The organism is Horticoccus luteus (assembly GCF_019464535.1).
Lineage (GTDB): Bacteria > Verrucomicrobiota > Verrucomicrobiia > Opitutales > Opitutaceae > Horticoccus > Horticoccus luteus.
The window spans coordinates 1,913,620-1,926,459 of the sequence record NZ_CP080507.1 but is presented as its reverse complement, the minus strand read 5'-3'; the positions used below and the strand labels follow the sequence as shown (position 1 = coordinate 1,926,459).

The window sequence follows — 12,840 nt, the reverse complement described above, 5'->3', positions numbered from 1 at the left end:
CGCACTGCGGAGCGCTTCACAGTGTGTCCAAGCCGAAGGCCGCGTGAGCGACTCGCGCGGCCTCGTCGACGCGGTCACGATCAACGACGACCGAGATTTTGATCTCCGAAGTGGTGATCAACTCGATGTTGATATTCGCCGCCGCCAGCGACTGAAACAGAGTCGCTGCCACACCGCTGTGGGACTTCATGCCGACGCCCACAACCGAGAGCTTCGCAATGTTTTCGTGCACGGCGACCTGGCCTCCGCCGACCTCCGCGAGCACCGGCTCCAGCGCCTTGACCGCTCGCTGCGTGTCGGTTTGCGGCACCGTAAACGTCAGGTTCGCGACCCCATGCCGGCCGACGTTTTGCACGATCATGTCGACCATGACGGTGGCATCCGCGAGGGCGCGGAAAACTTTCGCCGCCGAACCGGGTTTGTCGACGATGTTGCTGACGATGACCTTGACCTGGTCCTTATCGACCGCGACGCCGCGGACGACGACCTTTTCCATGTAAGCGACTTCTTCTTTCACGATGGTTCCTGGGTTGTGATTGAACGAGGAGCGAACCTCGAAAACGACGCCAAATTTCTTCGCAAACTCGACGGAGCGCGACTGCATGACCTTCGAGCCGGAGGAAGCGAGTTCGAGCATCTCGTCGTAACTCAGTTCGGCTAGTTTGCGCGCGTTTTTCACGACGCGCGGGTCAGCGGTGTAAACGCCATCGACATCCGTATAGATCTCGCATTTGTCCGCTTTGAGTGCGGCAGAGAGCGCCACGGCCGACAGATCCGAAGCGCCGCGGCCCAACGTGGTCACGTTGCCCTCTTCGTTGATGCCTTGAAACCCGGCCACGATCACGACGCGGCCTTGCTTCAGGTCATTCTCGATCGGCTTGGCATCGATCGTCTGGATTCGCGCCTTCGTGTGCACCTTGTCGGTGAAAATCCCCGCTTGCGCGCCCGTGTAACTCACCGCTTTCACGCCCAGCCCGTGCAACGCCATGGCGGTCAGCGCGCACGTCTCCTGCTCGCCAATGGAGAGCAACTGGTCGAGTTCGCGCTCGCTCGGCTCGGCGCACACCGCTTTCGCCCGGGCAATCAGTTCGTTGGTGACGCCCGCTCGCGCGGATACCACCACGACCAATTCGTTGCCCTCGTCGCGCGTGGCTTTCACCCGCTCAGCGACTTTCTTGATCCGTTCGACATCACCCACCGAGGTGCCGCCGTATTTTTGAACGATGCGTGCCATGACAGAAATTATTCGGGAAACTCAGCGATTCGCAGCAGGACCGGCTCCTCAAGCACAGGGCGCAGCCGCCGCAAGCGGGCGATGGTGTTGCGCAACGCCCGTTCGTTGCTGCGATGAGTCGTCAACACCAGCGACGCCGCACCCGCGCGTTCGGCGGGACTTTGGATGACACTCGCGATGCTCACGTGCTGACGCGCGGTCACTGCGGCGATGGCGGAAAGCACGCCCGGCTTATCCTCGACTGTCAGCCGGAGGTAATAGCGCCCCTCGATATGCTCCGGCGGGGCGATCCGCGGAGGTGCCTGCCGCCGCGCCGTGGTCTCGATGAAATCGCCATCGATCATCTCGCCTTTCTGCCGGCGCAAAAGCGCGACCGCATCAACGATGTCACTGATCACCGCGCTCGCCGTGGCGTCTTGCCCGGCGCCGCGGCCGATGTAGAGCGTCGTGCCCACCACGTCACCTTGCACCGAAATCGCGTTGAAGACGCCGTTCACTTTCGCGACGACATGGCTTTCCGGTAACAACGTCGGGTGCACCCGCACGCTCAGTTCGTTCGTCTCGAAATCGCGCCAGATCACCGCGAGCAACTTGATGCCGAAACCGAGCGCATTCGCGTTTTTGAAATCGGCCGGAGTGATCCGGGCAATCCCCTCCACGATCATTTGCTCGGGCCGCACCCAGACGCCATGAGCAAGATACGCGAGCACGGACGCCTTGTGCGCGGCGTCCCAGCCCTCCACGTCGAGCGACTCATCCGCTTCCGCGTAACCCAGCCGTTTGGCATCGCCCAGCACCTGCGTGTAAGGCGCGTCGCGCTCCTCCATTTGCGTGAGGATGTAATTACACGTGCCGTTGAGGATTCCGTAAATCAGAGGGAAGCGATTCGCGACGAGGCCCTCGCGCAGCGCCTTGATGATCGGAATGCCGCCCGCGACACTCGCCTCGAAAAGAAACCGTCCGCCGTGTTCACGCGCGGTCGCAAAAATTTCCGCGCCGTGCGCGCAGATCAGAGCCTTGTTCGCCGACACGACCACTTTGCCGCGTCGCAACGCCTCCAACGTGATTTCGCGCGCGAGATCGGTGCCGCCGACGAGTTCGCAGACGATGTCGATCGACGGATCGCGCGCGATGGCGAGTGCGTCGGTCGTGAGCTTGCTCGCCGGAATTCGCACCGAACGGCGCTTCTTCGGATTGCGAACCGCCCCGCGTGCGAGTTCGAGCTTCACTCCCAGCCGGGCTTCCAACTCGGGACGATCAGCCGTCAGGTGTTTCCAAACCCCCTGCCCCACGGTGCCAAGACCGCACAAACCGATACGAAGAGTGCGGACGCTCATGGCGTGGAGGTGGGCTGAGGTTTTTTCACAAAACGGTTTTCCGTGCCGCGCAGCAACCGGCCGATGTTCGAGCGATGGCGCAGCACCACGAACACCGTGATGAGCGCCGCGAATACCACCAGTGAGGTTGGGCGGCCCAGCGCCCACGTCGCGAGCGGCAACCCCGCCGCGGCGAGCAACGAGGCGAGCGAAACATACCGCGTGGCGTAGAAAGTGATGATCCAAATCATGGTGACGACCAACGCCGCGAGCGGCACCAGCATCAACACCCCGCCCGACGCCGTCGCCACACCCTTCCCGCCGCGGAATTTCGTAAACAACGAAAAGCTGTGGCCTGTCATTGCACCGATCAGCCCGGCGATTTGCACGATTTCGATCTGCCCGGACACATGCCCCCGGCTTAGCGCCCACCACACCGGCCAGATCGTCGCGACAGCGCCTTTGAACGCGTCGAGCGCGAAGACGACGTTGCCCGGACCTGCACCCAACACCCGGCGCACATTGGTGGCGCCTGGATTCTTGCTCCCGACCTCGAAGATGTTCACGCCATGCGCGCGCGCGACCCAGTAGCCAAACGGCAGGGCGCCGAGCACATAGCCAACCGCGAGAGCGAGGACGGTCGACGCAACCATGGCCCGATCAGAGGTGAACGAACTTCGCCAGCTTGATCGCGGCGTGGTTCTTTAACTCCGCCCGCGCTGCCGCGCTCGGCTCGCTGTCGAGATTGATGACCATCAGTGCCGTCTGCCCGGCTTCCTGTCGGCTCAACGACATGTTGGCGATGTTGACGCCGTCTTTACCAAGCAACGTGCCCACGTAGCCGATCATGCCGGGCTGGTCGCGGTTTTCGATCAGGAGCAACTTTCCGCTCGCATCGACCTCCACCCCACGCTCGTTGATCGCGACGATGCGGCGCTGGTTGGTTTTCCCGATCAACGTCCCGGCGGCGGAGTGCCGCGAACCATCGGCGGCGAGCGCCTCCACGTGGATCAGCTCGGTGTAAGAGGAGTTTTCGCCCGACTTGATGACCTCCACCTTCACGCCGAGGCGTTCCAACATCACCGGAGAATTCACGAAATTGACGGACTCGCCACTGATCCGGCGCAGAAAGCCCTGCTGAATCGCCCGGGTGATCGCGTTCGAATCAAGGTCCACAATCCGGCCCCAATAGGTGATGCGAAGCGAGGCGATCTGCTGGGGCCCGATCTGCTGGACGAGCGTGCCCAGCTTGGCGCCCAAGTCCAGATACGGTCCGAGCACTTTCAACGACGCGGCATCCAACGACGGCATGTTGACGGCATTGCGAATCACTCCGCCGCGGAGGACATCGGCGATCTGCTCCGCGATTTCGATTCCCACCGACTCCTGTGCTTCGGCCGTCGAGGCCCCGAGGTGAGGCGTGAGCGTTACGTTCGGGAGTTTTCGCAGTTCGCTGTCCGCGGCGAGAGGTTCGTCTTCGTAGACATCAAGCCCCGCTGCGGCGACTTTGCCGGACTTCAACGCCGCCAGCAGCGCGGCTTCCTTGATGATGCCGCCGCGCGCGCAATTGAAGATACGCAGCCCCTTCTTGCACTTCTCGAATGCCCCCTCGTCGATCATGTAGTGCGTATCGTCCGTCAACGGCATGTGCACCGTGATGTAATCGGCCTGCGCCAGCAGTTCATCGAGCGAGACGTTTTCGATCTGCATCGCCTTCGCGCGGCTCGGCGCGAGGTAAGGATCGAAGGCCAGCACGCGCATGCCGAAAGCCTGGGCGCGTTTCGCCACCTCGCTGCCGATGCGGCCGAGGCCGACAATCCCGAGCGTTTTGCGAAACAGCTCGATGCCGGAAAAACTCTTCCGATCCCACTGCCCGCCGCGCATCGACGCCGCCGCCTGCGGCACGGGCCGCGCGCCACAGAGCATGTGCGTAAACGTCAGCTCGGCGGTCGCGATGGTGTTTCCCGAAGGCGTATTCATGACCACGACGCCGCGCTCAGTGGCGGCCTCGACATCGACGTTGTCCACACCGACGCCCGCCCGCCCCACGACCTTCAGCAACGGCGCGGCCGCCAGCACTTCCGCTGTGATCTTCGTCTCCGAACGCACCGCAATCGCGTGCACATCCTTGACGAGCTCCAGCACTTTCTCCGCGGAAGAGCCATAGGCCTCAATCACTTCGATGCCTGTTTGCGCGCGCAAAAAGGCCACTCCTTTGGGTGAGATTTTGTCGGCGACGAGAACCTTCATAAGAAAATTCACGCCAGCCAAAAGACCGCACCCGCGCCTAGCAAGGACAGAACCGTGTCATACCCTCCGCGATCCCGCTTCGCCTAACTCAAGTCGCGAATAGACCCAAATTCCGGGTCAAACAACCGGCGGTAAGTGCGCACAATCGTGCCATCGGTGAGGCCGCACAGATAGTCGCAAATCCGGCGCGCTTTGCCAGCCTTGGTCGGCTCCGCATCGATCAAGCGTCCTGCTTGCGGCGGGAGGATGTTGATCACCCGCGCGCCCTTGTCGACGTAGTTGCGCCAGCACGATTCCCAAAGGTCGCACAGCACGCGCCGCGCCTTGTGCTCCATCTGCTGCAGTTGCGGGCTTTCGAAGATGATATCGTTCGCCATGCGCTTGAAGAAAAGCGCCTCGCGTTGCGCCCCTTCCGCCACCACGAGTTCTAAGCGGTAACGGCTGGTCTTCTTCGCCATGAAATTGTCGCGTTCGCGCAGACGGGTCGCTTCGATGAAACGTCCGATGCGGGCGCCGAAAATCCCTTCCAACCGGTCCGTGCGCATGGCGTTGAACAGCCGCTCAAGATGCTGCTGCTCCTCGGCGCCGAGGGCCTGCTCCGCCGCCCAGGCTTCGACGGAAGTAAACGTGAGAAAACCCGCCTTCACGCCGTCGATAATGTCGTTGATGGAATAGGCCGCATCGTCCGCCCAATCCATGATCTGGCACTCGATGCTTTTGAAGCCGTTCAGCGTTTCCCCTTCGTGCATCGCTGCGGGGATCTCCGCCTTGCCAAAGACGAAGCGCCGGTAGACCTCTTGCGCGTCGTACAGAAAATGGTTCGACGGCGGCTGGGGAAATTCGCGGAACAGCTTTTTGTATTTCAGCACACCATCGAGCAGCGCGCGCGTCGGCCGCATGCCGCGCACCCCGGATTCGTTTTGGAAAATGGTTTCCGTCAGCAAATGCAGCGTCTGGGCGTTGCCCTCAAAGCCGCCCCACTCGATCATCAACTCCTGCAACGTGCGCTCCCCCGAGTGGCCGAAGGGCGGGTGGCCGAGATCGTGCGCGAGACAAACCGCTTCCACCAGATCGCCATCAATGTGGAAATCCGGCTGCATCACGCCGCCTTTGGTCCGCAGGAAGTGACAGATCGAACGCCCGATCTGCGACACCTCAATCGAGTGCGTGAGTCGCGTGCGGTAGAAGTCGTATTCCCCCGACAAAAACACCTGGGTCTTCGACTGCAGCTTGCGAAACGCATGCGCGTGAATGATCCGGTCGCGATCGATTTGAAAAGCGTTGCGATAGTCCGGCCGGCGCGTCCCGCCAAACGTCTCGGCATCGAACGCGTTGTAGAATCTGTTCTCCATCGGATTCCCTTCGACACGAGCGGCAACCCCGCCACGATGCAAACCCTTATGCGTAGAGCCAGCCCGGGGCTTTCTTGTGATCGCGTCCGTACTGCAAGCGCGGCGTCCGGCTTTCCGACTGGCCGTCGACCAACTCTCCGAAGGGCCGGCCCAGATTCATTCGCGTAGGTTCACACCATGCCGCATTACGCGTTTTCCACTGCTTGGGGCACATGCGCCATCGTTTGGAATGCCGCCAGCATCGAAGGTTTCCACCTTCCCGGCGACACCGCCGAAGTGGAAAATTCCGCCGCGGAAACCGCCAGCCGGCCCGCGTGGCTGGACGCACTGGCGATGCGCGTTGGCCAGCATCTCACCGGCCAGATGCAGGATTTCGCTACGGACGTGCCCTATGCCTTCGAGCGCGTGAGCGAGTTTCAACGCCGTGTTTACCACTACGCGCTGACCGTGAAAGCCGGCCAGACGCGCACGTATGGCGATGTCGCGGCGGCCCTCGACCTGCCGCCCGGCGGAGCGCGCGCCGTGGGAGCCGCGCTGGGCGCAAATCCGTGGCCCTTGCTCGTGCCGTGTCACCGCTTCGTTGGCGCGGGTGGACGCATGACCGGTTTTTCCGCGCCCGGCGGCATCCGCACGAAAACACGCCTCCTTGCGCTCGAAGGCGCCGAGCTGTTGTCGGAATAGCACGGCGCTGATTCTTCGCTTCGGCCGCCCTTATTCCTGCGCGCCGGCGGGAAAATCGCGAGCTTCGCGGTTGTCAGAATGATGCGTCCGCGTAGTGTCTCTTTTCACACTTATGTCTGCCAAAACGATGCGTGCCATCGCCAAGCTCACGCCCGGTCCGGGCTTGCAGCTCACTGAAGTTCCGGTGCCCACGCCCGGCATCAACGACGTCTTGATCAAGGTCAAACGCACGTCGATCTGCGGCACCGACGTGCACATCTACAACTGGGATTCGTGGGCCGCAAAAACGATCAAACCGCCCATGGTGATCGGCCACGAGTTTGTCGGCGTCATCGAAGAGGTGGGCGCCAACGTGCAAGGCTTCCGGCGGGGCGATCTTGTCGACGGCGAAGGCCATATTGTCTGCGGTGTTTGCCGCAACTGCCTCGCCGGCCGCCGTCACCTTTGCAAGGACACCAAAGGCGTTGGCGTGAACCGCGACGGCGCTTTTGCGGAGTATCTTTGCATTCCGGCCAGCAATGCCGTGCTGGTCGATCCCGCGATTCCCCTCGACGTGCTCTCCTGCTTCGATCCGCTGGGCAATGCCACGCATACGGCCCTTCAATTCGATCTGGTCGGCGAAGACGTGCTCATCACCGGTGCTGGCCCGATCGGCTGCATGGCCGCCGCGATCGCCCGACAGGCCGGCGCCCGCAAAGTCGTCGTGACCGACGTCAACCCCGACCGGCTCGCCCTCGCGAAGCGGATGGGCGCTACCCGCACGGCGGACGTATCGAAGGAAACTCTCGCCGAAGTGCAGAAGTCCATCGGCATGAAGGAGGGATTCGACGTTGGCCTGGAGATGTCCGGCAATCCGCGCGCGTTGAACGACATGATCGACAACATGGCGCACGGCGGTCGCATTGCCCTCCTCGGCATCATGCCTGCCGCCGCCGCCGTCGACTGGAACAAGGTCGTTTTCAACATGCTCACGATCCAAGGCATCTACGGGCGCGAGATGTATGAAACGTGGTATAAAATGACCGCCCTCATTCAGAGCGGACTCGATATCTCGCCCGTGATCACCCATCGCCTGCCGTTCACCGAATTCCAGGAAGGCTTTGATCTCATGCGCTCCGGCAAGAGCGGGAAAATTGTGCTGAGCTGGGAGTAAGATCGCGCGCGCCACGCTCCGCGCCCGCCTGATGCCGGCGGAACCCGTGCGTCGCCGGCGCGCGATGCGGTCGAATGATTCGCTCAACGCGATCCAACCCGGTAGGATTTTTGTTTCGGGATCGTCCCGCCTCGGCATAATTACCCGCATGACTTCGACGTTTCGGCAGCACCTCCAAAGCACACTCGCCGGCATCGAGGCGGCCGGTTTGTTCAAGCGCGAACGCCTCATTGCGACGCCACAAGGCGCGCAAATCGCCGTCAACGTTGCGGGCGCGCTGCCCGTCGCCGGTCAGGCGCCCGCCGAAGGCCGCCGCGTTTTGAATTTTTGCGCCAACAACTATCTGGGCCTCGCTGATCATCCGGATGTCATTCGCTCCGCCCACGCCGCCCTCGATCGCTGGGGCTACGGTCTGGCGTCGGTGCGTTTCATCTGCGGCACGCAGGAAATCCACAAAGAACTGGAAGCCCGCCTCAGCGCGTTTCTCGGCACGGAGGACACGATCCTCTACTCGTCCTGCTTCGATGCCAACGGCGGTGTGTTTGAAACTCTCCTCGCGGCCGAGGATGCCGTGATCAGTGACGAGCTGAATCACGCTTCGATCATCGATGGCATCCGCCTCTGCAAGGCAAAGCGCTACCGTTACAAAAATCGTGACATGGAGGATCTGGAGGCGAAGTTGCGCGAAGCCGACGCGGCCGGGGCGCGTTTCAAACTGATCGTCACCGATGGAGTGTTTTCCATGGATGGATTTATCGCTCCGCTGAAGGAGATTTGCGAACTCGCAGACCGCTATGGCGCGCTGGTGATGATCGACGACAGCCACGCGGTGGGCTTCATGGGGCGGACGGGCCGCGGCACCCATGAACACTGTGGCGTAGTGGAGCGGATCGATTTGATCAGCGGCACGCTCGGCAAGGCTTTGGGCGGAGCAAGCGGCGGCTACCTCAGCGGACGCAGGGAAATCATTGATCTCCTGCGCCAACGATCCCGCCCGTATTTGTTTTCCAACACGCTGGCCCCGGTGATCGCCGCCGCCACCCTGACGGCGCTGGACCTCATCAGCCGCTCCACCGAATTGCGGGATCGACTCGAAACGAGCACGGCTTTTTTTCGCGCCGGACTGACCGCCGCCGGCCTCACGATCAAACCTGGCACTCATCCCATCGCGCCGGTGATGCTCGGCGACGCTGCTCTTTCGCAGAAATTTGCTGCGCGCATGCTCGAAAAAGGAGTCTACGTGATCGGCTTTTTCTACCCCGTCGTCCCGCAAGGGGCCGCCCGCATTCGCACGCAGGTCAGCGCCGCGCACAGCCGCGAAGATCTCCAATTCGCGATCAACGCCTTCGCCGAAACCCATCGCGAACTCGGTCTCTAATCAATGCCCCGCACCGCCATGAATTCGCCCTTGAACTCCGCTCTTCTGCACGAACTCGAGTCGACGGCTCGCTCGGCTGCCGCAGCGGCTTACGCACCGTATTCAAAGTTCCGCGTCGGTGCGTCCGTTTTGATGGACTCGGGGAGGATTTTTCACGGCTGCAATGTCGAAAACGCTTCCTACGGACTGTGCAATTGCGCCGAGCGCACCGCCCTTTTCAGCGCCGCCGCCGCTGGCGAGCGCTCTGTCCACGCAGTGGTCGTCTATACGCCGACAGCCGCGCCGACCACACCCTGCGGCGCATGCCGTCAGGTTATCAACGAGTTTGGGCCCGATGCCCTCGTGATCAGTATCTGCGACGGACCCGACAGAATCGAAACGACCCTCAGCGCCCTCTTGCCTGCCGCGTTTGGCCCCAAGAATCTGCTTTGAGCGCCCGTCACGAACCGGTTGACGCAACCCCCTGCTCTCAGTTCAAAAATTCCCGCACGGCGACCACCAGTTGATCCTTGGGCACGTCCTGCTCGGTGCGGTCCATGAGATTGCGGATTTTCACGACACCCCTGGCGAGTTCATCGGCGCCATAGATTAACGCCAGCTTCGCTCCGGAATCCGCTGCAACTTTGAACTGTTTGCCGAACCCGACTTCTTTCATCGGATACTCGACGCGGTAACCCGCCGCCCGCAACGCATGGACGTCGCCGAATGCCGCGCGACGCTCCGCCTCGCCGCCGATCACACAGAACACATCGATGGCCTGCACCATCGGCGGAGTCAGCCCGCGTTGTTCAAGCAACAGCGCGAACGTCATGTCACCGATCGCGAAGCCGACGGCGGGCAGGTTCGGACCGCCGAGTTTTGCGACGAGATCATCGTAGCGGCCGCCGCCCGCCAATGCCCGCAATTCACCTTTGCGGTCGAACGCTTCGAACACAAAGCCCGTGTAGTAGGCCAGCCCGCGCACCACACCAAAATCGACGGTCACAAAGCCGCCCAGCCCCATCGAATCCAAGCCATCGAGCAACGTCCGCCATTCGGCGAGGCGCGCGGAAATTTTTTCATTCGTCCCCTCGCCAAAGGCGGCGGCGAGCGCGGTGAACGATTTAATGCCGAGAAATCCCAGAATGCGCGCCTTCGTTTCGTCGGGCAGCAGACCAAATTTTTCTCCGTAAGGCGCGAACGCGGCGTCCCCGATCTTCTCGTATTTGTCGATCGCGCTCAAAACGGCCCGGCTGCGCTCTTCATCGAGACCGAGCGTTTCAAGGAAGTGAAACCACAGTGTGCGATCGCTCAACCGAACGTAGAAATCCGCCTCCGTGAGTCCAAAGGCCGCGAGGCATTGGATCAGCAAGGCGATAAGTTCAATCTCCGCCTCCGGACCTGCTTCGCCAAAAATATCCGCGTTGAACTGCGTGAAGCATCGCCCCCGGCCCTTTTGCATGCGCTCGTAACGGTAGAATTCGGCGATGCTAAACCACTTGATCGGCCGCTTGAGAGCGTTGGCCTTCGCCCCCACGAGCCGGCACACCGTCGGTGTCATTTCCGGACGGAGGGCCACTTCGCGTCCGCCCTTATCGACGAAATTGAAAAGTTGCCCCTCAATCTCCTCGCCGGACTTGGTGGTATAGAGCTCAAGGGGCTCGAGCACCGGAGCATCATATTCCGCGAAGCCGAACGCGTGCGCTGTGCGCCGCCAGAGATCGAAAACAAACTTCCGCCGGGCGAAAGCGTCGGGATAGAACTCGCGGAATCCGGGAAGCGACTGAAAGGCCATGGAATCGCGGAAATTGCCTCTCGCGCCCCGGTAGAGCGATGAAAAATTCGCCCGCGAAAAAGGCCGGACTCGCGTCCGGCCTGAGAGTGCCAAAGAAGAGTCAGGCCGGCGTTACTCGGCGTCCGTCTCGTCTCCCACGTCTTCCGAGGAAGATCCGGCTTTGAGCTTGTTCAGGTCGATTTTCTTCAACTGTTGCTTGAGGATTTTACCGGCCTTGAACTTAACGACCGCTCGTTGCGGAATAACGACTTCCGCCTCCGGCTTGTTTGGATTGCGACCGATCCGCTGTTTACGGACCTGGACTTCCAAAACACCGAAGTTGCGCAGCTCGACATTGCGTCCATCGGCCAAGGCCTTCTGAATGATATCGAGCGTTAATTGCACGGTTTCGACGACCTGCTTTTGAGGGAAGCTGGTCTTCTTATAAATTTCTAATACGATCTCTCGCTTTGTGAGGTTTGTGGACATGATTTTCCTTTTGCTTAGATCCTGTGCCGATGCACCTAAATGATTTGGGGGACAGCAATTGCGTCAACTAATATGACCCCTAAGTGCCTGAAAATCGAATAAATCAGATTTTCCCCGATGCTTCCATATGCCTGATCCTGCTGCCGTAAATTCCATGTTTGCCCGCATCGCGAGCCGTTACGATTTGGGCAACCGCGTCTTAAGTTTGGGCGTGGATCGGGCGTGGCGGCAGGCTCTCGTGCGCGCCGTCGCCACTGGCAACCCGCTCACAGTCTTGGACTTGGCGACAGGCAGCGGGGACGTCGCTTTCGCCCTTGGCGACGCGTTGCCGGCGACCACTCACATAATCGGCATGGATTTTTGCCTGCCGATGCTTGAGTCGGCCGAAGCCAAGAAGCAGGCCACTCCAGATCGGTATCAAAACGTGCTTTTTCGTCCTGGCGATGGACTCGCGTTGCCGTTGGCGGACGAAAGCGTCGACGCGGTAACGATTTCTTTCGGCCTGCGAAATATGGCGGACCGGCACCGTTCTCTAACTGAAATGCGGCGGGTGTTGCGTCCCGGGGGCCGCGTTTTCGTTTTGGAGTTTTCGCAGCCCCAGCGTTGGATGCGACCATTCTACCTTTTCTACCTCCGACGTGTCTTGCCGCTGCTTGCTGGCTGGCTGACGGGAGATCGCGCCGCTTACGTTTATCTCAACGAGTCAATCGAAGCTTTCCCGGATCGCTCCGCTTTGGCGGCGGAAATGCGTGCGGCGGGTTTTGCGGAAGTGGCCTCCCGCGGGTTTACGGGCGGTATCGTCGCGTTGCACAGCGGCACGCGTCCGAAGTGATACGCCCGGCTAGGAATTCTAGTTAAACGACTTACCACATCCGCAGGTGCTTTCTGCGTTCGGGTTTTTGATCTCAAATCCCTTGCCGTGAAGCCCGTCGTCGAAATCGATGTTTGATCCGTCGAGGTAAGCGAGGCTGGCGGGATCCACCAAAATGGGCACGCCTTCGCTGTCGAAATGAGAATCGTCGGCCTTGGGCGCATCAAACGACATCCCATACTGAAATCCCGAACACCCGCCTGTCTCCACGAACACCCGTAAACGAGTGTCCGGCTCCGCCGACTTCTGCATCGCACGAACTTGGGTGGCAGCCCTGGGCGTCAACGTAATCATGCTCCGACGGTAAAACGCGCACGGGCCCTGTCAAACCGCCAACCCCTCTAGCAGGAAGTGCACCAACCG

Annotated in this window: 12 protein-coding genes and 1 pseudogene; 5 read left to right on the top strand and 8 right to left on the bottom strand. The window is 61.2% G+C overall.

Features of this window, described 5'->3' with window-relative positions; translation table 11 throughout:
* Positions 1–16: 16 nt before the first annotated feature.
* From K0B96_RS08040 to dgt, 5 genes are all read right to left on the bottom strand, one after another.
* Entirely contained in the window at positions 17–1,234 is a 1,218-nt protein-coding gene (locus K0B96_RS08040) for an aspartate kinase (RefSeq protein WP_220165890.1), read from the bottom strand.
* A gap of 8 nt (positions 1,235–1,242) precedes the next feature.
* Positions 1,243–2,571: a homoserine dehydrogenase gene (locus tag K0B96_RS08035; protein ID WP_220165881.1), complete on the bottom strand. Its 1,329-nt coding sequence runs from the start codon at positions 2,569–2,571 to the stop codon at positions 1,243–1,245.
* Complete coding sequence (gene plsY / locus K0B96_RS08030) at positions 2,568–3,203, bottom strand: glycerol-3-phosphate 1-O-acyltransferase PlsY (protein ID WP_220165879.1); 636 nt, start codon at positions 3,201–3,203, stop codon at positions 2,568–2,570. Before plsY ends, K0B96_RS08035 begins: the two co-directional genes overlap by 4 nt.
* Before the next feature lie 7 nt (positions 3,204–3,210).
* Complete coding sequence (serA, locus tag K0B96_RS08025) at positions 3,211–4,800, bottom strand: phosphoglycerate dehydrogenase (protein ID WP_220165876.1); 1,590 nt, start codon at positions 4,798–4,800, stop codon at positions 3,211–3,213.
* A gap of 83 nt (positions 4,801–4,883) precedes the next feature.
* Positions 4,884–6,152, bottom strand: coding sequence for a dGTP triphosphohydrolase (gene dgt / locus K0B96_RS08020; RefSeq protein ID WP_220165867.1), 1,269 nt, complete (start codon positions 6,150–6,152; stop codon positions 4,884–4,886).
* 177 nt (positions 6,153–6,329) lie between these two features.
* Between dgt and K0B96_RS08015 the strand changes: the two genes are divergently transcribed.
* The 4 genes from K0B96_RS08015 to K0B96_RS08000 all read left to right on the top strand — a co-directional run bounded on the left by K0B96_RS08015 (position 6,330) and on the right by K0B96_RS08000 (position 9,796).
* The gene (locus K0B96_RS08015) at positions 6,330–6,833 is read left to right on the top strand and encodes a methylated-DNA--[protein]-cysteine S-methyltransferase (protein ID WP_220165865.1); all 504 of its coding nucleotides are present in this window, start codon (positions 6,330–6,332) and stop codon (positions 6,831–6,833) included.
* 112 nt (positions 6,834–6,945) lie between these two features.
* Positions 6,946–7,986 (top strand): L-threonine 3-dehydrogenase, encoded by a 1,041-nt coding sequence (gene tdh / locus K0B96_RS08010; protein WP_220165863.1) that lies wholly within the window; start codon positions 6,946–6,948, stop codon positions 7,984–7,986.
* Between the two features lie 148 nt (positions 7,987–8,134).
* Positions 8,135–9,364 carry a glycine C-acetyltransferase gene (gene kbl, locus K0B96_RS08005; protein WP_220165861.1) on the top strand — a complete coding sequence of 410 codons (1,230 nt, stop codon included), beginning with the start codon at positions 8,135–8,137 and terminating at the stop codon, positions 9,362–9,364.
* 3 nt (positions 9,365–9,367) lie between these two features.
* Complete coding sequence (locus K0B96_RS08000; protein WP_255558898.1) at positions 9,368–9,796, top strand: cytidine deaminase; 429 nt, start codon at positions 9,368–9,370, stop codon at positions 9,794–9,796.
* A gap of 37 nt (positions 9,797–9,833) precedes the next feature.
* Here K0B96_RS08000 and hisS read toward each other — a convergent pair whose 3' ends face one another.
* On the bottom strand, positions 9,834–11,138 hold the full coding sequence (gene hisS, locus K0B96_RS07995; protein ID WP_220165859.1) for a histidine--tRNA ligase: 1,305 nt from the start codon (positions 11,136–11,138) through the stop codon (positions 9,834–9,836).
* A gap of 111 nt (positions 11,139–11,249) precedes the next feature.
* Positions 11,250–11,621: pseudogene (locus K0B96_RS07990) on the bottom strand (HU family DNA-binding protein); the annotation flags it as partial.
* Between the two features lie 112 nt (positions 11,622–11,733).
* Here K0B96_RS07990 and ubiE point away from each other — a divergent pair.
* Positions 11,734–12,438 carry a bifunctional demethylmenaquinone methyltransferase/2-methoxy-6-polyprenyl-1,4-benzoquinol methylase UbiE gene (gene ubiE, locus K0B96_RS07985; protein ID WP_220165856.1) on the top strand — a complete coding sequence of 235 codons (705 nt, stop codon included), beginning with the start codon at positions 11,734–11,736 and terminating at the stop codon, positions 12,436–12,438.
* 18 nt (positions 12,439–12,456) lie between these two features.
* Here the strand turns inward: ubiE and K0B96_RS07980 are convergent, their stop codons facing one another.
* Entirely contained in the window at positions 12,457–12,771 is a 315-nt protein-coding gene (locus K0B96_RS07980) for a HesB/IscA family protein (RefSeq protein ID WP_220165853.1), read from the bottom strand.
* Between the last annotated feature and the right edge of the window lie 69 nt (positions 12,772–12,840).